General features: G+C 68.5%; 21 protein-coding genes. 3 read left to right on the top strand and 18 right to left on the bottom strand.

The annotated features are described in order from the left end of the window. Positions 1-77: 77 nt before the first annotated feature. The 11 genes from I0C86_RS40745 to I0C86_RS40695 form a co-directional block, all read right to left on the bottom strand. Positions 78-518: a hypothetical protein gene (locus I0C86_RS40745; RefSeq protein ID WP_196206666.1), complete on the bottom strand. Its 441-nt coding sequence runs from the start codon at positions 516-518 to the stop codon at positions 78-80. After that, positions 515-763 carry a hypothetical protein gene (locus tag I0C86_RS40740; protein WP_196206665.1) on the bottom strand — a complete coding sequence of 83 codons (249 nt, stop codon included), beginning with the start codon at positions 761-763 and terminating at the stop codon, positions 515-517. Before I0C86_RS40740 ends, I0C86_RS40745 begins: the two co-directional genes overlap by 4 nt. 92 nt (positions 764-855) lie before the next feature. Beyond that, complete coding sequence (locus I0C86_RS40735) at positions 856-1,317, bottom strand: hypothetical protein (protein WP_196206664.1); 462 nt, start codon at positions 1,315-1,317, stop codon at positions 856-858. Between the two features lie 84 nt (positions 1,318-1,401). Continuing rightward, positions 1,402-1,596, bottom strand: coding sequence for a hypothetical protein (locus I0C86_RS40730; RefSeq protein WP_196206663.1), 195 nt, complete (start codon positions 1,594-1,596; stop codon positions 1,402-1,404). Between the two features lie 55 nt (positions 1,597-1,651). After that, positions 1,652-4,462: a hypothetical protein gene (locus tag I0C86_RS40725; protein WP_196206662.1), complete on the bottom strand. Its 2,811-nt coding sequence runs from the start codon at positions 4,460-4,462 to the stop codon at positions 1,652-1,654. A 42-nt stretch (positions 4,463-4,504) separates the two neighbouring features. Further along, positions 4,505-6,025: a hypothetical protein gene (locus I0C86_RS40720; protein WP_196206661.1), complete on the bottom strand. Its 1,521-nt coding sequence runs from the start codon at positions 6,023-6,025 to the stop codon at positions 4,505-4,507. After that, on the bottom strand, positions 6,022-6,888 hold the full coding sequence (locus I0C86_RS40715; RefSeq protein WP_196206660.1) for a hypothetical protein: 867 nt from the start codon (positions 6,886-6,888) through the stop codon (positions 6,022-6,024). Before I0C86_RS40715 ends, I0C86_RS40720 begins: the two co-directional genes overlap by 4 nt. 79 nt (positions 6,889-6,967) lie before the next feature. After that, positions 6,968-7,219, bottom strand: coding sequence for a hypothetical protein (locus tag I0C86_RS40710; protein WP_196206659.1), 252 nt, complete (start codon positions 7,217-7,219; stop codon positions 6,968-6,970). Between the two features lie 230 nt (positions 7,220-7,449). After that, a complete protein-coding gene (locus I0C86_RS40705; RefSeq protein ID WP_196206658.1) occupies positions 7,450-7,728 on the bottom strand; it encodes a hypothetical protein in 279 nt (92 codons plus the stop codon). Continuing rightward, positions 7,728-8,042, bottom strand: a complete 315-nt coding sequence (locus tag I0C86_RS40700; protein ID WP_230395614.1) for a hypothetical protein — start codon at positions 8,040-8,042, stop codon at positions 7,728-7,730. Before I0C86_RS40700 ends, I0C86_RS40705 begins: the two co-directional genes overlap by 1 nt. A gap of 326 nt (positions 8,043-8,368) precedes the next feature. Continuing rightward, positions 8,369-10,024 carry a hypothetical protein gene (locus tag I0C86_RS40695; RefSeq protein WP_196206656.1) on the bottom strand — a complete coding sequence of 552 codons (1,656 nt, stop codon included), beginning with the start codon at positions 10,022-10,024 and terminating at the stop codon, positions 8,369-8,371. Positions 10,025-10,287: 263 nt separating this feature from the next. Here I0C86_RS40695 and I0C86_RS40690 point away from each other — a divergent pair, with 263 nt between their 5' ends. The 3 genes from I0C86_RS40690 (at position 10,288) to I0C86_RS40680 (ending at position 12,459) form a co-directional block, all read left to right on the top strand. Then, a complete protein-coding gene (locus I0C86_RS40690) occupies positions 10,288-11,427 on the top strand; it encodes a helix-turn-helix domain-containing protein (protein WP_323374158.1) in 1,140 nt (379 codons plus the stop codon). A 460-nt stretch (positions 11,428-11,887) separates the two neighbouring features. Then, positions 11,888-12,148 carry a hypothetical protein gene (locus I0C86_RS40685; RefSeq protein WP_196206654.1) on the top strand — a complete coding sequence of 87 codons (261 nt, stop codon included), beginning with the start codon at positions 11,888-11,890 and terminating at the stop codon, positions 12,146-12,148. Continuing rightward, positions 12,145-12,459, top strand: a complete 315-nt coding sequence (locus I0C86_RS40680) for a hypothetical protein (RefSeq protein ID WP_196206653.1) — start codon at positions 12,145-12,147, stop codon at positions 12,457-12,459. Before I0C86_RS40685 ends, I0C86_RS40680 begins: the two co-directional genes overlap by 4 nt. 117 nt (positions 12,460-12,576) lie before the next feature. On the opposite strand, the gene I0C86_RS40675 is transcribed toward I0C86_RS40680, so the two are convergent. The 7 genes from I0C86_RS40675 to I0C86_RS40645 form a co-directional block, all read right to left on the bottom strand. Continuing rightward, complete coding sequence (locus tag I0C86_RS40675) at positions 12,577-13,194, bottom strand: hypothetical protein (RefSeq protein WP_196206652.1); 618 nt, start codon at positions 13,192-13,194, stop codon at positions 12,577-12,579. Next, the gene (locus I0C86_RS40670) at positions 13,194-13,349 is read right to left on the bottom strand and encodes a hypothetical protein (protein ID WP_196206651.1); all 156 of its coding nucleotides are present in this window, start codon (positions 13,347-13,349) and stop codon (positions 13,194-13,196) included. The genes I0C86_RS40675 and I0C86_RS40670 overlap by 1 nt, the downstream gene beginning before the upstream one ends. Then, entirely contained in the window at positions 13,342-13,977 is a 636-nt protein-coding gene (gene dcd / locus I0C86_RS40665) for a dCTP deaminase (RefSeq protein WP_196206650.1), read from the bottom strand. The genes I0C86_RS40670 and dcd overlap by 8 nt, the downstream gene beginning before the upstream one ends. Then, positions 13,977-14,786: an FAD-dependent thymidylate synthase gene (gene thyX / locus I0C86_RS40660; protein ID WP_196206649.1), complete on the bottom strand. Its 810-nt coding sequence runs from the start codon at positions 14,784-14,786 to the stop codon at positions 13,977-13,979. Before thyX ends, dcd begins: the two co-directional genes overlap by 1 nt. Positions 14,787-14,857: 71 nt before the next feature. Beyond that, positions 14,858-15,202, bottom strand: coding sequence for an HNH endonuclease (locus I0C86_RS45680; protein WP_407676408.1), 345 nt, complete (start codon positions 15,200-15,202; stop codon positions 14,858-14,860). 432 nt (positions 15,203-15,634) lie between these two features. Further along, complete coding sequence (locus I0C86_RS40650) at positions 15,635-15,907, bottom strand: hypothetical protein (RefSeq protein ID WP_196206647.1); 273 nt, start codon at positions 15,905-15,907, stop codon at positions 15,635-15,637. Between the two features lie 475 nt (positions 15,908-16,382). After that, positions 16,383-17,324: an NADAR domain-containing protein gene (locus I0C86_RS40645; RefSeq protein ID WP_196206646.1), complete on the bottom strand. Its 942-nt coding sequence runs from the start codon at positions 17,322-17,324 to the stop codon at positions 16,383-16,385. Positions 17,325-17,402: the final 78 nt, after the last annotated feature.

The following is a 17,402-nucleotide window of genomic DNA, read 5'->3' as shown; positions in this document are numbered from 1 at the left end:
TTGATCACGCCCTTTCGGACGGCTGTCGTTCTGACAACCGCCACCGCCACCGGGCGAGCCGGGGACGATGGTGACGGTCAGACCGCGACTCGCAGGTACGCGATCGGGTACGCCCTCTTCCAGGTCGCATCCTCGGCGCGCAGGCCCTCGATGTGGTCAATGATTTGACCGCCCGCCAGCTGCTCCAGGCGGTGCCAAACCAACTGGCGGCCGACGACGGTGAACGGCAGCCGCGGTCGCTCGGCGGTGTCGAAGGACAGCGTGGCTCGCGGTTCGGCGTCGGCGTGCGGGTCGCCGTGCACCCAGGCCGCCAGGCCCGGGGTGCAGGGTGCGTACAGGTCCCAGTGCCACTCCCGGGGGCGCACCGCCCAGACGCCGCTGTCCGGGTCGCAGTGCCACGCGTGCCATCGGCCCAGACGCGCGTCGTTGCGCCACTCTCTCGGGTAGCGATCGGCGATGCCGACGCCACCTTCGATGTGGGGCCGCGTCCAGCCCGCGATGCGCTGCGACAGCATCATGGCTGATCCTGAGCTCGGTTGGCGAGAGCGTAGAGGACCGTCGGGATGGTCACCTGAACACCCGACCCGGCGAGCGCTTCGTGGACCTCCGTGGCGTCGAAGTCGGGGTTGCTAGAGACGCACTGTTCGATCCGGCCCCACAGGTTGTCCGTCAGCTCGGCGGGTCGAGTCGAAGGGGTTAGGTCGGCGAGCGTGAGGCTAAAGCGCCCGACGAGACTGGCGTCGCCCAGAAAACGAAACTCCATAACGCCTCCTTGGCGTGAAGTGAGTGTTGCGTTGGTCGCCACCCTGGCGCCCACCCCGCCGGCCGGTGCTGGCCCGGTCGGCAGAGAAGCCGTCAGGTGCTCGGCGGAGTGACTCGGGCCAGGACCACGATCTCGTACTCCCCGCAGCCCTCGTCGTAGTAGCGAGCGCCCACGACGATGTCGCCCTCGGCGACGGTCCCTTCCGCGACCCGGCCGATCCGTTCCCGCAGCCGGTCTTTGTCCTTGGCCGTGACGGGCAGCCCGTCCGGGTCTCCGGATTCGGGCAGTAGCCAGATCGGGTCGGTGCGGTGCGGGAAGCGGCCGAGTGGCCACACCGCAGGGTCGGGACTCCCCGGGGCGTACGCCTCCCAGCCGTCGCCGTTGCGGTAGATCGCCCAGACGCCGCTGTCGGCGCGGGCGTGTTCCTCCAGCCACGGCAGTAGGGCGTCGTAGTCACCCCACTCGGCCGGGAACTGCGAGTACGCCCACAGCGCGCGGTTCAACAACCTGGCTGGCGCTTCCACCGCCCGGCCAACCATCTGTCGCACACCCATCCCGCACCTCCTTGCGTTGGTCGCCACCCTGGCGTCCACTCCGTCGGCCGGTGCTGGCCCGGTCGGCAGAGAAGCTGTCAGGGGTCAAATTCGACTGGTGTCGAGCCGCCACCGGTCGCGGTGCGGATGGATGAAGCCCGCCTGTTCCAGCTTCTTGCCGGCGGCGGCCACCTCCCGGATCGTCGGCCGAGTCAGCCGACTGCCGTACCTGTCCCACATCTCGTGCCGCTGGACGTCGTCGAAAGTGCAGCCGCGAGCGTCGAGCGCCACGATCGCCAAGACAATCCGTTCGGCTCGGGGTATGCCAGTCGCCCATTCAGCCAGGGACCCCATTTCACTCCCCTCCCGCTCGAACGAGCTCGGCCTCTTGGCGAAGCTCTTCGTTCCGTTCGGCGCGCTGCTCGTCGGTCAGTCCGTCGTCGGCGGTCGGCGCCCCCTCGCTGGCGGCCGGCCCGGTCGGCAGCGAGGGTCGGGACGACAGGTCGGTCCACAGTTTCGCGGCGAGCGGGGCGCCGGCGTCTGTCACGTACAGCGCCCCGGCGTCTCCGGTGATCAGGACGGGAAGCGACGGCTTGTCTCTGCCTTCGATCTCCCCCTCCTCGAACCCCTTCAGGCGTCGAACCGCACGAGTGATCGTCGACGGGTTCGGCTCCCTGTCCCATCCGGCCTGGGCAAACCAGATCGGGTTTTCGACGACGAACCGGCGGGTGCACCCCGGGTTCTGCCCGATCAGGGCCAAGAAGACGTCCCGAGCTTCCGTCTTGGACCGGCCGTCAGTCCCGGCGACCTGGGCCCCGGTGGGCGCGTCGCGGACGGGTTCGGTGCCGGCAAGGAGGTTGTCGAGGCCGTGCTCGCCCTGTCCGAGGCGCCACAGGTCCATGAGTCCTTCGCGTTCGAGGACTTCCATCATCGGGTCGGGGATCGGGGCGACTTCGAGGAGCAGTTCGCCGTTGGGGCCCCACAGTGTGTCGAAGAGGCCGCCTTCGGCCTCTTCGCGCGGGTCGAGATAGGGGGTGCGGATGACCTGAACAGCGCCGCCGCCGGTGTCGTACGATTCCAGGCCCGGGATCGGCGGCATGCTGGCCGGGTCGTAGTCGCCGCTGTAGCCGGCGAGCCGGGCACGGTTGATTGGCGTCCGGAAGACGTGGAGGCCGCTGGCCTGGAACATGGCGCGTACGGCGCCGTCTTTGAAGTCGCCGAGGCCGCCGTCCTGGCTGATCAGGTGATCAAACATGGCGATGGCTCGCTGCAGGCGCTGCTCCTGGCCGATCAACTTGACGAAACGATCGTCGTTGATCATGTGGAATTCTTCCCAGAAGCTACCGAACAACAGGCCGTCGCAGCTGGTGTCGTAGAAGTTGTCGGGCCGGCCGGTACGCGGCGGCACGGGTTCGCCCCGACGGCGCGCGTGGACCCGGGCCGTCGCCTCCCGGCGCTGGCGGGCGAGGACTTTCTGGCGGCGCGCCCGCTCGGCCATCTTGGTCCGCATGATGACGTCGCGGTGTTCGAGGGTGACGCCGATCGGGAACAGTCCGATGAAGTAGGCGAAGTCGACGAGCATCTTCGGGTCCTGGAGGGTTGGCAGCCCGCCGGCGAAGAGCACGTCCATGATGCGGCAGATGACGCTGACGGTCTTACCTGCGCCGGGAATACCGATGGTCATGCCGCTTGCGGGCTGACCCGGGATGTACATCGGCTCGTAGACGTCGACACCGTTGCCGGCGCGGCCGGCGAGGCGGCTGATGGTGCCGTCCGGGTCGACCTTGATGCCGGCCCGGCCGCGATACTTCAGCGGGCTCGTCAGGCTCGGCGTCGTAGAAATGATCATCGCGCCGGTGTTCTGGACCCGGTCGGGCCGGTCGACCAGTTCGATGAGCTCGGGCTGGATCCCCATCATGGAGGCAATCCAGTCGCGAGCGGCCAGCAGCGGCGGGGCGACGAAGCCGCTGCTGATGCCGCGGGTGACCAGTGCGCCAGGCTTCGACTGGATGAAATACTGCCAGCCCACGGGTGTGTCGACACCCTCGATCGGGACGATCACCCGCTTCGTCTTCTCGGGGACGATCCACGTGTGCTTCATCTGCTGGAAGGCGGTGCCGGCAAACTCGGAGTGCGCGGCGTTCTCCCACCACACGCGCATCGCCTCGCCCATCTCCTCGGGCGTTTCCGGCTGGTGCTCGACGACCTCGACGACCTCGACCTGACGTTCCGCTTCGCGCCGCAGCCGGTCGGCTTCCTCCTGGGCGCGGCGGGCGGCGGCTTCGGCGGCGAGCCGGGCGGCTTCCCGCTGGCTGTCGCGGGCCTCGCTGATCTCCGTCCATGTCTTGTGGCAGGTGGCCCAGATCAGCAGTGCGCCGAGAAGCAGCGCCAGGGCGGCGAGCGGGTCGCGGACGTCAACACCGGTGCCGGTGGCAAGTACGAGCCAGACGCCGGCGGCGCCGGCGGCGTACAGGGCGCGGCGGGCACGTTCCCGTGCGCGGCGGGCGCGGCGACCACGCACTTCCTGGCCGGCTTTGACGATCTTCTGGCGTTCGAGGATGTAGACGACCACGTAGGCGACGACCGCGCCCGCGGTGGCGACGGCCGTGCCGAGGCTGGCCGACAGGAGCGGCTGGGCGGTGGCGGCGATGCAGACTTCGGTGGCGAATGAGCCGAGCGCGATGCCGGCGGTCGGCAGGTGGCCCTTGTAGTCGTCGTGGGTTCGCCGGGCGACGCCGGAGGCGGCCTCTCGGGCAGCGTCGGCCTTGATCTGGGCAAACGCGGCGGCCCGCTTCTTCCGCACGTCGACGTGCGCCCGCCAACGCTCACGCGCGGTCCGGCTGGCGGATCCGATCGGGTCGTCGTCGGTGGGCAGGACCCGGGCGGGGATCAGCTGCTCGGGATGTTTGGGGCAGCACGCCGGGTCGGGCTGGTCTTCGGCGGCGAAGGTCCAGGCGTAGGTCTTGCACTCGTCGGCAGGGCAGACGTACAGCTTGCCGACGGGGTTCCCGTCTTCGTCGACGGGGATCTCCTGCTCGTGCGCGATCATGGTGGACGCGTCCGGAGTCGGCTTCCACCACCTCCGCATCTCCACACCCGCGGGCATGCGCTTCGGGGTCGGTACCTGGGTTGTCACGGGTTCGGTCGAGTCCGGACGCGTCATCATGATCACCTTCTTTCGGTCTTGGCTGTCGTGTCAGGTGGGCGGTCAGTCGGACGTGGCGGTGGCGGCCATGTCGCCGCTTCCGCCGTTGGACCGCAGTCCGTCGAGGCGGTCCAACGTCGGGTCCAGGCTCTTCTGGGCAAGGCCGCCGACGTCGAGCGCCTTGGCGATATTGAGGGTGGCCGCCGACGACGCATCGGCGATCTGGTCCAGCAGCGCACCGGTTGCGTTGCAGGCGGCCTCGTACTCGTCGACGGCGGCGGCGATCGAAGCCTCGGCCCCCTTGACCTCGCCGCGCTGCTTGGCGGCGGCGACCCTCGCCTTCGCTGTAGCCTTCGCGGCGTTGGCCTCGGCGATGAGTTCCTCCACCTTGAGCATCGCCGCACGGACCTCGCCGCAGGCGGCAGCTGCGTCCTCCAGGTCGCCGGCGATCAGCTCGACGTTGGCCTCGCCCTGAGGCGCGGCACCGCCGCCTGCCGCCCGCTCCTTGCCCTGCCTGACCGTGTCTTCTGCCACGCTGGCCATCTGTGTACCTCCATCGTCGTTTTCGGTTCCCTCGGCCTGCTCGGCCGGGGCGGGTATGTTGAGACGCCCAGACGGGCCGTCCCCTTCCGCGAACAACTCCCTCTGCTTAGCCTCGTAGGCCAGGAACTCGTCCCGCCGACGAGCGCCTTCCCCGGTCGGCGCCGGGAAGCCGCTGCCGCCGGTGGCCAGCCAGTCGACCGTCTGCTTCAGGTCGGGATCTTCGGCGACGGGCCTCCGATTCGCCGGGCCCTGCGCCACGTCGGCCGCATCGGGGGTCACCGGGCCGGCGAGCCGGTCGTCCGAGCCGACTGCCGGGACTTCCTGGGTCTTCTCCGGGTCGACCAGCGGCAGGTTCGATCCCGGTGCCGGTGCCGGCTTGGCCGCGTCGCTCGGGGTTGCCGGAGCGGCAGGTGCGGGCGGTGCGACCTTGTCGGCGGTCGACTGGTCAGCCGCGGTGACGTTGCCTCGACCGAGGCCGAGATAGCCCGCAGCGGCCCCGTACAGTCCGGCGATTGCCGGCTTCACCACCGGCTCGCCGGCCTCTCGCCGCTTCGTGGCGGCCTCTTTCTCGGTGACGTAGCCTTCGTGCGCCCGGGCGGCGCCGAGCACCGCGTGCGCCGCGCTGGCACGCGCGACCCGTCCCAGCCGACTCCAGAAGCCGGCCCGCTTCGGCTTGCCGTCGACCATGATCGGCTGGCCGTTCTTGTCGAGCGCGTACCGGTACGGCTCCTCCCCGCCGTTGGTGAGGTAGTCGCGCCGCCGCTGCCGGTACGCCTGCTGCTGTGCGGCCATCTCGTCGAGCCGGCCCTGGTGGCGGGCCAGGCGCCGCTGGCGCTTCGCGGCCCGATCGAGGTCGTTCTCGTGCTGCCTTTCCTCGCGCCGCTCGTCGTTCTCGCCGACGTTCGGGAACAACGCCTGCTGGATCGCGACCGCACTGGCGGCGACGACGATCCCGATGGGCCCGGCCGCGGCGGCGAGGATGCCGCCGAAGATCGTGGCCCAGACGGCGGTCTTGTTCTGCTCCTGCTGCTGGGTACTCATGCGACGGTCCCCGAGAACTTGTCGAAGCCGCTGTTGGCGGTGTCGCTGAGCCAGGCGTAGCCGACGGAGAAGAACAGGTAGCACAGCGGGAGGCCGACGAGACCGAAGGTCCGCACGTGCTGATCCGGCTTACGGATGGTCCGGCTCCGGTCGTCGGGGTGTGGGTGCTTCTGGAACGCGTCGGCGAAGGCTCCGATGAGCATCGCGGCCCCGATGACCCCGCCGATCACCCGTCCCCACGTCATGTACTCCGCGGGTACGTGGTCGGCCAGGAAGTCGTCGATCTTCGCGACCAGCGGCACCGCGCACAGCCCGCCGAGGAACGACACGACGGCCGCGTAGTAGAGCCACTTCACGTAGTGCTTCGACTGCTTGTTCTTCAACGCCTCCTGCACGATCTTGACGCAGAAGAACACGCTGATGCCCGACATGATCGCGGCCGTGATGGTGGATCCGATCCCGGTCGGATTCGAGATAACCCCGGCCACGGATCCCCAACCGGCGGGCAGGCAGGTGGGAATGTAGAGCGCCGCACGCTGGGCCTCCTTGTCAGGAACACCGTCAGCCAGGTCGCGAACCATCGAGGTGCCCATCGTCAGGGCGTACCAGCCGAGCGTCAGGCCGACGATGGCCCCGATGGAGCCGATCCAGGCGAAGCCCCCGTCGAGCTTCAGGACCCACGAAACGATCGGCCACAGCACGACGACGGCGATGAAGCCGGCGAGCGCGGACAGGATGAACGCCGTCCACCTCGCGGCCTTCGAGGAGTCCTGGATTCCCTGGTGCGGCTTCCGGGCGTAGTGCAGGAAGACCGCGACGGCGACAAGCCCAACGATCGCCCTGATGATCATTTCAGCGTTCATGGTGGAGCCTCCTTTCAAAGGCGGTTGCGAGCGGGACGTGCGCGCACATGCGCGCGACGACTTGCGGTTACGAGGCGGCTCAGGTGATCAGGTTGGAAACGACGACGGTGGCAACGACCGCCGTGAACAACAGCAGTCCGGCCCGGCGGCGCCGGACGGTCCCGTGGGCGTTGACGACCAGGTAAGCGAGAAAGATCAGGGCCAGCGTGAATGCGCCAGCAAGTAGGTCGACGGGCCACCAGAACCACGGAGTGGCGGTGGTCGGCCACACCTTCCGCGCGGCCTCCGCCGGGGTCGGCAGGCGGTACGTGACCGCCCATCCCTCGGTCAACGAGGCCCCAACCTCCCCCGCGTGCAGTCGCAGAACGTTACTGGCCGCATGCGCTTGCCGCTTGGGGATCAAGCGTGATATCGCGCGTGCGACACGTGGGATGAGCCCCAGCTTCTGGGGCTCGACCGGCCCCTGGGGCGGTTTCGGGGCCCGCGCACGTGCACGCACACCATCACGGTCGGTGACGACGGCGCCCTTCGTCGGGTCGTATCCGTTGTGCGTTGCGGTGGTCACCGGGGCACCTCCTGATCTATCTCTTGGTCTCGATCCAGTTGCCCGGCGAGATCGATGATCTTCCTGACCGCGGTGCGGGTTCTGTCCTCGCGGCCCTTGCAGACGGCCTTCAGGTAGTCGACGGCCTTCCACAGCTGCTGGGTAAGCGTCGGCTGCGCCCGGATCAGCGCGGTGTGGTGCTCGTGCCGACGCTCGGCCAGGTTCGCCGTCGCCACCGGGCCGCGCCGATTACGCGGCACGGAGTGGCGACGGCGAACCGGGCTCAGGCCGAGCATCAGCGGATCTCCTTGGTGATGTTTCCGCTGGTCACAGTGCTGTTGACCTTGCGGCCGGAAACGACGGCCAGAACGACGCCAACGACCGTCAGGAAGGCCGCCGCGGCCAGGAGCGCCACCCCTGTCCCCCGGTACTGCTCCGCCCCGGACCGGAGCAGGAGGCTGGCCATCATCGTGCAGGTGGCCACGGCGCCCAGGACGCCGTAGAGCGCACCCTTTGCCCAGTCTCGGGAGGTTCTGGCGACCGGCGCCGACAGCGGCCTGGCGTACTGCAGGACCGCACCCACCTGGCCCACGCCATCCGCGACCGGCACGGGTAGCCGATCCGCGCGGGTACGTCGCGCCAGCGCGTTGGTCGGACTGGGGCGGCGGCCCGTGCGTGCACGTGCACGCACATTCGGCGCCAGGCGACCTCCGACTCGAACCAGTTCAGTACTGGCAGTACCAGTACTCGCGATCTTGTCCATGACCCCTCCTGGGGCAGTAGCCGCACTGTCAGTACGGGCAATGGCAGTGGTCGGTCCGGCAGTACTGCTACTGGCGTTGCCGGCAGTAGCAGTACTGCTCGGGGCAGTGCCGGCACTGGTCAGTGCAGTACTGGCAGTGGCGGTACTGGTCAGTGCAGTACTGGCAGTGCGGTTCACTGGGCACCGCCAGTACTGGTCGCGGACGTCCCGCCCTCGGCGCGCAGCTCCTCGGCCCACCGGTCGAAGTCCGCCGGCGGGGCGCCGAGCTGGTCGAGATAGAGCTTCTGCTGCTTGCGCCCCTGGCAACCGGTGTCCAGGTCCTTGCCGGTGACAGCCCGGTACATCTCGGTCGCGTTGAACTTCGGGTGGTGGCCAGCGGCGACCATGACCAGGGTGTAGAGCCGCATGCCGGCGTTGAACATGCCGTGGGCTTTCGCGGCCTCCCGGCCGACCTTGGCGGCGTACGCCTCGGCGACCTGAATGTCCAACTTGCGAGCGAACAGGTCGCCGGACTCCCAGCTCTCGCGAAGCCGGGCGACCTCGGCCCACGTCATCGGTTCGACCCGGTTGCCGCGCGCCTTCGCAGTGCTGCTCTTGCCGGCAGTGTCAGTGCCAGTGCTGTCCTGGTCCGCCGGCGGTACTGGCGCCCGCTCCGGCGCAGTATCAGTACTCGTGTCGCCATCCAGTACTGTCTCGCGGTCAGTACTGCCACTGCCGGGACTGTCAGTACTGGTACTGGTCCAGCGAGGAGCACTGCTACTGGCACTGACGGACGCCGGACTGACTGGGCGCCACACGTCGAGCATCTGCGCCCGGGCGGCGGTCAACTGCTGCCGCGCCTGGATCAGGATCGCCAGGAACTCGCTCAGCTGGGCGGTGACGTCGGGGCCGTACCGCTCGACGATCTTCGGAAACTCCACGTCGAACTGGGCCTTGGCCTTGCTCTTGACCTTGTCGTCCGCGCCCTTCTCGGCGAGGTAGGCCAGTCGTGCGACGCGCATCACCTTCCGGCGCCGGATCAGCGAGGAGCCAATCACGCCCTTGTCGTCGACCAGGCCCCAGCGGACGAGGAAGCGGCGCCACATGGTCCGCAGCGGGTTCGCCTCAATGGTCTCGGCGTCGGCCTGCTCGTTGTCGCCGACGGGCTGCTGGTTCTCCCTGCGCCACTTGCGCTGCCGGGCGAGGAGCAGGAATGTCAAGGTCGTGGCGACGATGACCGGGACGATCATTCGCGCCAGCGCCAGGCCAAGGTTGCCGGAGGAGAACACGATCTCGTACGAGACGTACAGGGCGCTGACCAGTGCAATGAACCACGGCGCCGCGCCCTCGACGCCAGCCTTGCCGGACTCGCGGATCCTGATCCGGCCGAGCCGGTAGAAGACCACGATCGCGATCTCCAGCACGGTGGCCACAGAGAGCGCCAGCGTCCAGGCGAACACGCTCGTGCCGAGGGCCGGCTGCAGAACGTGGAGGCCGCTGGCCAACGACACCAGGGACCCGAAGATGTAAAGCCTGTAGGCGTCCCTTTCGGCGCGGCTCCGCTCGCTGTCCAGATCGTCCTCGGGCAGCTTGGGAAGCGTCGCGTCGGGCGCGGCCCGCTTCGCGCGTCGGGCGAGTAGCCAACCCAACAGTCCGGCGAGCGGAAGTGCTACCGCGACGACGAGAGCTGCGGCGACGGCGACGGCGAGCATCGGGCGGGCGGCAAAGAACGTCGTGACGTGCTCGAACGTGGTCGGGTCGGGCACGAACGGCGGCACGTCGAGGGGCAGCTCGCCTCCGGTAGTCCCACCGTTCGGGTCCGGCTCCCGCTGTCCGATCGCGACGCTCATCGAGTCACTTCCTGTCCAACATCTCGGTGATAACCCAAGTCAAACTAGCTTGTGCGAGGTTATCGCCCGAGCGGCCGGCTGTCAAGCCGATACACCGACGGCGTTCGCCCTGGTGGGGGCACGACACCCGCGGCCCTCTCCGACTCCCGGGCGCCGCGCCCTACCTTGACCATCACCCTGGTCGGGCATGAATGCCACGCCCCGGGTGTTTCATAGAGCGATGACACACGTCATGAGACAGCAATCGGCGAAGGAGTGCCGCCGTGAGCGCGTTCGGTACGAACATGAGAGAACTCAGACAGGCCGCGGGCTGGACCCTGCGTGAACTCGGCGCCCGGGCGAACGTCAGCCACAGCTACCTCGGCAAGATGGAACTCGACCAGGTCTCCGACCCGACGGCTCCGACCGCCCTGGCGATCGACCGCGCGCTGAGCGCCGGCGGCCGGCTTGCAGGTCTCGCCTGCCAGGCGCCAGTAAGCGACGCGCTGGACGTGATCGGCGACGTCGACCCGGATCCGAGCCGGCCGCTCGGCGAGGCCGATGTGATCTCCATGCGGGATCGGATCTGGCAGTTGGTCGGCCTCGACCGAGAGGCGGGCGGCGACGAGCTGTACCGGGTCGGCCTGAAGGTTCTGGGGCCGGCGCGGGCCAAACTGGCAGCGGGCCGGTACGCGACCCAGCATGAAGCCGACCTGCGTGCTGTGGTTGCCGAGTTGTCGCAGGTCACGGCCTGGTTGGCGTACGACGCCGACGAGCAGAGTGTTGCCCGGCGGCTGCTCGATGACGGCGTGCTCGGCGCCGAGCTCGCCGGCGAGGAACGCCTGGCATGGTTCGTCCGCGACCAGCGGTGCCTGCAGTCGCAGCATCTCGGCCGGCCCAGCGAGGCTCTGGCCATGGCCGACCGAGCGCTCGCAGACCCGCACACCCGGGGCCGGATGGCGTCGATCAGCCTGATCCGCCGTGCCCGGGCGCTCGCCGCGCTCGGCAGCACGGAGGCGTTGCCGCTGCTGGACCGTGCCCGTTCCGAACTGGCCCAGGGCATGGGCAGTGCCGATTCGCCGTGGACGGCGTGGATGCACACGCCGGAGCAGGACCTGCACGCCGCCCTGGCGCACAGCGCCCTGGGTTTGCACCGGCAGGCCGCTGACCTGGCGATTCGGGCGATCAACGGCCTGCCTGCGGCCCAGGTCCGGGACGGGGCCGTGTACCGGGCGTACCTGGTGCAGATCCTGACGGTGGCCGGTGCCTGGGAGGACGCGATCGAGGTCCTGGCCGAGATGCGGACCCGGTGTGCGCAGGTCGGCTCGACCCGGATGGCCAATCTGGTAGTCGCCTCGGCCACCCGGCCAGGCACACCTCAGCCGGTGGCCGAGGCGGCGCGGGCGGCACTCGCGGTACGGTAAAGATCTTCGGCAGCGTCGGCCGCCCGCAGCACCCCGACGCCGCTACCGCCACTGCCCCACTGACACTGTCAGTGGGGCAGTGGTCTTTTCCGGACCAGTGCCAGTGCCTCGGCGCCGACCAGTACTCGGCACTGCCGAGCCGCACTGCACTGCTCCCTCCAGTGGACTGGAGTATCAGTGCACCAGTACCTCCAGTACCACTGACAGTCCAGTACTCCAGTGCGGACCGGCGACGACCTGGGGCTCCTGGGGCCGGAGGCGCCACGACCCTCGGGACGAAAACCGTTCGCGTTGAGACAGCCGGGCGTCCGTCTCCGGGCAGTGCCGACCGGCCAGTATCAGTAGAGGACACTGAGCACTGGTGGTCAGAGCACTGCCAGTGGCGGCAGTATCAGTATCGGCAGTACCAGTACTGCCGACGGAGTACTGCTACTGCTACTGCCGACCGGAGATCATCGCGATGGGCCAAGATCTGATCGCCACCCACTTCGGCGACGTCGTCGTCACCCACGGGGCGGACGACTGCCTGCCGCCGTGCACGATCCACTCGCCGTCAAACCACCCCATGATCGGCTGGCCGCAGAACTGGCGCGGCGACCGGAAGTCCATGGAGCGGGTGTGCGAGCACGGCGTCGGCCACCCCGACCCGGACGACCTTCAGGTACGCGTCCGGCGCGGGGCTCGCGTGCACACCTGCGACGGCTGCTGCGTGGCGCTGTGACCGACGGAGACGACCGGCCGCTGGCCGGCTGGGCAGGCAGGTCCGTGACGTTCCCGGTGACGTTCACCGACGAGGGACGCCGGCTGCTGCTCGGGGAAGATCAGTCGCCGCACACGCGCGTCGCGTGGCGGCTGGCCGCCCCCGACGGCATGCGGTACGGCGATGAGGACGCGGCTCGGCTGGTCGGCCTCCGGGTCGCCGAGGTGTCGATCGAGATGCACGGCTCTTCGTTCGAGTACGGACCCGGCGTGATCATCGGCGCCGACGTCATCGAGAACGGTGCAGCCCTGTGGCTCGCCGTGGACTGCTGACGGCCGGTGGTTGCCGGCGAGCGCTCGCCAGAATGCGAACGGCCGCCGACCTCTGCTTGCTCGTGGTCGGCGGCCAGTCCGCCAGGATCTCCGCGACCCGCGCGGTGATCGCGGCACTCAGATCGGCAGCGCGCTTTGCTCGACGCGCGGCTGCCACTTCTTCTTTGGATCTTGCAGTAGCTCTTTCCACTTCGCCAGGGTAGGCATCCGCGGTTGGCAGCAAGGCCGGTCGCAGTCCGGCGCGTCGAGCGCTGGGCTCAGCCAGATCACCGGGCGCCGGTGGTGCACCGCCCGGCCCATCGCGTGGTAGGTGCCTCCGTCGTACCGGGCCGAGCGCCAGTCGGTGATACCGAGGTGGCAGTCTCGGAAGATCCAGTCGTTCCGGACGTGGAAGTACTTCGGGTTGTAAGCGTCGCCAAGATCGGCGAACTCCTCCCTGGTCGCTCGCCGGCGCAACTCGTGCCAGTGTGCCTGCTGCTCGCCGCTCCACTTCTTCGGCTGCCACCGTCCCGGGCTGTAGCCCCACAGCTCCAAGCCCAGGTCGAGGGCGGCGTCGGCAAGCCAGGTGTCGAAGCCGAGCGCCAGGCCCGAGATGACGGTGGTTGTGCCGTGCTCGTCGCGCAGCCGTCGCAGGACATCCGGCAACTGGCGGCGAACCCACGCCTCGACGGCGTCGGGCTTCCGCTCCGGGCGGTGGCCGGTGCCGCCGACGATCGGCCAGGTCGGGGCGTCCATCAGAACGCCACCAACCAGGCACCTCCGGTGAGCAGTTGTAGCGCGCCCATCACGCCGACCAAGACCGTGATCTGAACCCAGAACTCCAGCAGTCGTTGAAGACTGGCATCACGGCGATCAAACTCAAGGTCGTCAGCCACGTCGTCGTCATCCATCGCCTACCCCTCCACGTCGTCGATCAACATCGGGTCGACCTGACGACCCGCGCTCGGTGGGCCAGACGCGCCAGTTCCGCCAGGAAAGGCTGCTAGTCGGCCCGTTCTGCCCCTGATACCGCGACTCGCGCACGGCCGAGCCGTACGGGTGCTCAGAGGGGGAAGAAAGCTTGAAAATGCCCAGCTGCCCGATCTTCATCCCGGGCCACAGGTTGATAGGCAGGTTGGCCACGTTGGACAGCTCCAGCGTGATGTGTCCGGAGAACCCGGGGTCGATGAAGCCCGCCGTCGAGTGGGTGAGCAGCCCGAGCCGACCCAAAGACGACTTGCCCTCCAGCCTGCCGGCCAGCTGGTCGCCGAGCGAGATCGCCTCAAGGGTGCTGCCGAGCACGAACTCGCCCGGGTGCAGCACGAACGGGCCGTCGTCCGCCACGATGAACCGCTCGGTCAGTCCCGGTTGCTCCACGGAAGGATCGATATGCGTGTGGATGTGCGTGTCGAACGTCCTGAACGTCCGATCCAGTCGCACGTCGATGCTCGCCGGCTGCATCAGCTCGGGCTCGAACGGCTCCAGCGCCAGGGTGCCGGCCTGGATCTCGACGAGCAGGTCGCCATCAGACAGCAGCATCAGACACGCTCCGCGTGCGGACTCGACGCGACCTCAGTGCCGTCGGGCAGCGCGGTGATCGTGAAGTCGGCGAAGACGTTCGGGGCGATCCGCTGGAGGCCGCGCAGGCACGCCACCGCCAGGTTGCGGATCTCGACGTCGGCGCCCTCGGTGGCCCGCATCGCGACGAAGTGCCGCCACGCCCGGTAGTTGCCGGTGACGACGATCCGGGTCTCGGTGGCATTCGGCAGCACCGCCCGAGCCGCCTGGCGGGCCAGCTTGCGACGCGCCGTCTTCATCGCTTGCGTCGGCCAGGCGAAGTTGTTGTCGCAGGGCAGGCAGTACCCCTCCGTTCCGGCGCTGTACGCCTGCAGCTCGGCAGGCTGGCCGCAGGCTGTGCAGATTGGCTTGCCGGGCAGCGGCACCGCGGCGAGCTTCCGCTCCAGGCCGTGCAGCAACCCGCGATAGGCGGCCACCGACGCCTCGGTGGCCTCGGTGAACAGGCGGTGCAGGTAGGCGTCGTCGGCGACTACGTCGGGCTCGACCATGGCGGCGTCGCCCTCGGGCACGTATCGCTGCGACAGCTGCGAGTACGAGAAGTGCCGGTGCCGGACCAGCTCGTGGGTGAACGACCGGGAGACGCCGGTGAAGTAGAACGTCACCGTGCCGTGTTCGAGCACCGACAGGTGCTGGCTGTCCAAAATGTGGGCCAGGTAGCCGGCGTTGGTCGCGGTGGTCGGGTTGGGCTTCCGCCACGACGCGTAGCAGGCCCTACCCGCCGCCTCCGCAAGAGCCTGACCGCCTTCCGCATCGGTCTCAAACCCTCCCATCGCCTCACGAGCTGCCGCAGCATCGAAGTGCGTCCAGGCGATTAGGCGAACCTCGGGGGTGACGATCTGGGTCATGCGACGTGCCTCCAGGAGATTCCCAGCTTTATCTTGCTGACCAGATCATCGTTCACCCCGAACTCCCGAGCCAACACTCGACCCCGCTCCCCGGAAGCCAGGCGAGACTTAATGCGGCACACCTGCTCCTCGGTCAACCGGGAGGTGCCGACGCGCTCCCCTCGGCAACCGCCCGGCTTCTGGCGACCTCGCTCTACCGCGTCCCGCATGTTGTCCGACTGCGTACCCGCGAGAAGATGCTCGCCCCGTACGCATGCCCGATTGTCGCACCGGTGCCGGACGAGGTTCCCGTCGGGAATCGCTCCGTTCTGGAGCACAAACCCTGCCACGTGTGCCCCCATCGGCGCACCGGGCCTGTTTGAGATCTTCCCGTACCCTGTGCGTGCGCAAACGTATCCCGCCCACACCCAGCACGGGGTGTCGATAATGAGTGGTCCGTTTCGATCAACCTTTGCCCAGAAGCGTTCCGACAACAGCTTGGGCTTGGGTCCAAAGTTGGCCATAGTGAGTGTCGCAATCAAGAGAATTGGGCGCTCGAAACACCTACACGGATGTGTGATGCTTGCCGCAATTCTCTCAACTAAGTACGACACAAAAATCCCTCTAGCTGCAGCTCGGGCAAAGGTCGACAGTCTTACGGCCCGCCACTACTCGGCGAAGCCAGCCCAGTCGACGAGCTGCCTGCCGAGCTAACGCAACAGATGCACGCAGGTCATCCACGCCTCCACAAGGAGCGCCGCAGTGATCGCAGCGGACGTAATAGAGTGTGGCTATCACCGGATCACCCCCAGTGGCAGTAACCCGAATTCCTCCAGTCGAGCGACTGCCTCGACCACCGCCGGCTTCTGCAGCGGTCGGGCGCGGCGACACAGAGTGTCGAGCGTGACGTCGCCGGCACGGATGCACTCGTCCAGGTCCCAGCTGTGCGGCCAGCCGGCGAGCACGTCGAGGACCTGACGGTCAGCGGCGGACAGCCGCGGGTCGCAGTAGGCAAAGGTGGCTGCGTACGCGATGTTCGTCGCAACCACCTTTTCCGCCCGCCCCATCACCAAGTCCGCCCAGCATTGACAACGAGGAATCGACAGGCGCACATGGGAAGACAGTCGCCGTGACGCTGATCGGTCCGGTGTCCAACGTCGCACACCCACAGCCGATACCCGCGCCGAAACTGGCCTGGCTGCCCGCAAAGCCAGGCGTCTCGCCCGTACTGACGGAGTGCGGTCGGGGTGGCACCCTGGTCGATTTCAGCTTGGCAGGTGTGCTGATCTCCGAGGCAAGGCTTAGTGCCCGCGATGCTCGCTGCTGGTGCGGTACACAAGCGGCAGTGCGCGGACCGCTGCGCCCAGTCCCATGGGGTCGCTTCGGGGTCCGGCTCAAGGATGTGTCCCTGCCCGAGGTTCATTCGGGCCTCCAGGAGGCGAATGTGATCGTTGGTCAGCGCAAGTTCGCGCTCAACCCTCTCCAGAGTTGCGTATGCCCGCTCCCGTCGAGCCCGTAGGTCCGACAGGCGTGTCGCCTGGCTCATGGCGCCGCCCCTGTCGACTGCGGCCCGTACAGCAGCACCCGCACGTCGGTCATACCAGCGAACGCGCGCTCGATCATCGGCCGCACTTCGGCCCACCGGAGACCGCCGAGCCCGCACCCGAGCGCCGGGATGGCGATCGACCGGATCCCGAGCTCGCGCACGACCCGGGTCAGGTCGAGCAGGCCGGCGGCGATGTCGTCGGCCTGAGACTGGTCGCGGTAGTGACGCTTCGTCGGGAAGTTGATCACGTACCGAGCTCCGGTCAGCGCCGGCTCGTGATGAACGAACATCTGCCCTGGCTTCACCTGGCCGACCTGGCACGCGACCCGGTACGCCTCGAACATCTCGGGGTGTCGCTGCTTGAACTGGAGCGCCAGGCCGGCACCCATCACCCCGACGCAGTTGACCGGGTTCACCAGGGCCTCGGCGTCGGCAGCAAGGAGGTCGCCGGTCGCGTCGACCAGCTCCGTCGCGGTCGCGGTCGCGGCCGGGCGGCGTAGCTCGTCGCGCAACTTCATCAGCAGCCGGCCGAGGTGGTTCTCGCCGGGCGTACCGCGGTGCTCGCGGCACTGGCAGTCGCCCCACACCTGGTCGTTCCAGGTGTTGGTCTCCACCAGCAGAGCGTCGCCGGTCGACAGGAGGGCCTGGATCCGACCGTCGTTGGCGGTGAACTTGGCTCGCAAGACCTCTTCCATCACCCGGTACCGGACCCGCGCTTCCCAGCCGTCCCGCAGGCGGACCTGGTGCCCTCGCCGCTTCGCCTCTCCCAGATCGGGGGCGCTGGCGATCCACTGCCGGAGGAACGGTTCGGTCGTCTTGCCCGAGTTGAACGCGTGCTCGCTGGTCGGATAGTCCAGACCGTCCCAATGCAGCGGCGCGGGAAAGAAGTTCGACAGGAAGCGGTATTTGCCCGAGAAGCCGCGAATCTCGTCGGTCACGACTGCCCCCTCAGGCCGCAGCCCGCCAGCGCTCCAGGTGTCCGCACGCGCGCTCGATCTGCCGGTCGTATCGGCGAC

Source organism: Plantactinospora alkalitolerans (assembly GCF_015690345.1).
Lineage (GTDB): Bacteria > Actinomycetota > Actinomycetes > Mycobacteriales > Micromonosporaceae > Plantactinospora > Plantactinospora alkalitolerans.
This window is presented reverse-complemented; position numbering and strand designations above follow the sequence as displayed.

What these genes read in the sequence shown, in the direction of transcription:
- I0C86_RS40745 (WP_196206666.1), bottom strand. Translation starts at nt 518, where the DNA reads ATGATGCTGTCGCAGCGCATCGCGGGCTGGACGCGGCCCCACATCGAA.
- I0C86_RS40740 (WP_196206665.1), bottom strand. Translation starts at nt 763, where the DNA reads ATGGAGTTTCGTTTTCTGGGCGACGCCAGTCTCGTCGGGCGCTTTAGC.
- I0C86_RS40735 (WP_196206664.1), bottom strand. Translation starts at nt 1,317, where the DNA reads ATGGGTGTGCGACAGATGGTTGGCCGGGCGGTGGAAGCGCCAGCCAGG.
- I0C86_RS40725 (WP_196206662.1), bottom strand. Translation starts at nt 4,462, where the DNA reads ATGATGACGCGTCCGGACTCGACCGAACCCGTGACAACCCAGGTACCG.
- I0C86_RS40720 (WP_196206661.1), bottom strand. Translation starts at nt 6,025, where the DNA reads ATGAGTACCCAGCAGCAGGAGCAGAACAAGACCGCCGTCTGGGCCACG.
- I0C86_RS40715 (WP_196206660.1), bottom strand. Translation starts at nt 6,888, where the DNA reads ATGAACGCTGAAATGATCATCAGGGCGATCGTTGGGCTTGTCGCCGTC.
- I0C86_RS40705 (WP_196206658.1), bottom strand. Translation starts at nt 7,728, where the DNA reads ATGCTCGGCCTGAGCCCGGTTCGCCGTCGCCACTCCGTGCCGCGTAAT.
- I0C86_RS40695 (WP_196206656.1), bottom strand. Translation starts at nt 10,024, where the DNA reads ATGAGCGTCGCGATCGGACAGCGGGAGCCGGACCCGAACGGTGGGACT.
- I0C86_RS40685 (WP_196206654.1), top strand. Translation starts at nt 11,888, where the DNA reads ATGGGCCAAGATCTGATCGCCACCCACTTCGGCGACGTCGTCGTCACC.
- I0C86_RS40675 (WP_196206652.1), bottom strand. Translation starts at nt 13,194, where the DNA reads ATGGACGCCCCGACCTGGCCGATCGTCGGCGGCACCGGCCACCGCCCG.
- I0C86_RS40670 (WP_196206651.1), bottom strand. Translation starts at nt 13,349, where the DNA reads ATGGATGACGACGACGTGGCTGACGACCTTGAGTTTGATCGCCGTGAT.
- dcd (WP_196206650.1), bottom strand. Translation starts at nt 13,977, where the DNA reads ATGCTGCTGTCTGATGGCGACCTGCTCGTCGAGATCCAGGCCGGCACC.
- thyX (WP_196206649.1), bottom strand. Translation starts at nt 14,786, where the DNA reads ATGGGAGGGTTTGAGACCGATGCGGAAGGCGGTCAGGCTCTTGCGGAG.
- I0C86_RS45680 (WP_407676408.1), bottom strand. Translation starts at nt 15,202, where the DNA reads ATGGGGGCACACGTGGCAGGGTTTGTGCTCCAGAACGGAGCGATTCCC.
- I0C86_RS40650 (WP_196206647.1), bottom strand. Translation starts at nt 15,907, where the DNA reads ATGGGGCGGGCGGAAAAGGTGGTTGCGACGAACATCGCGTACGCAGCC.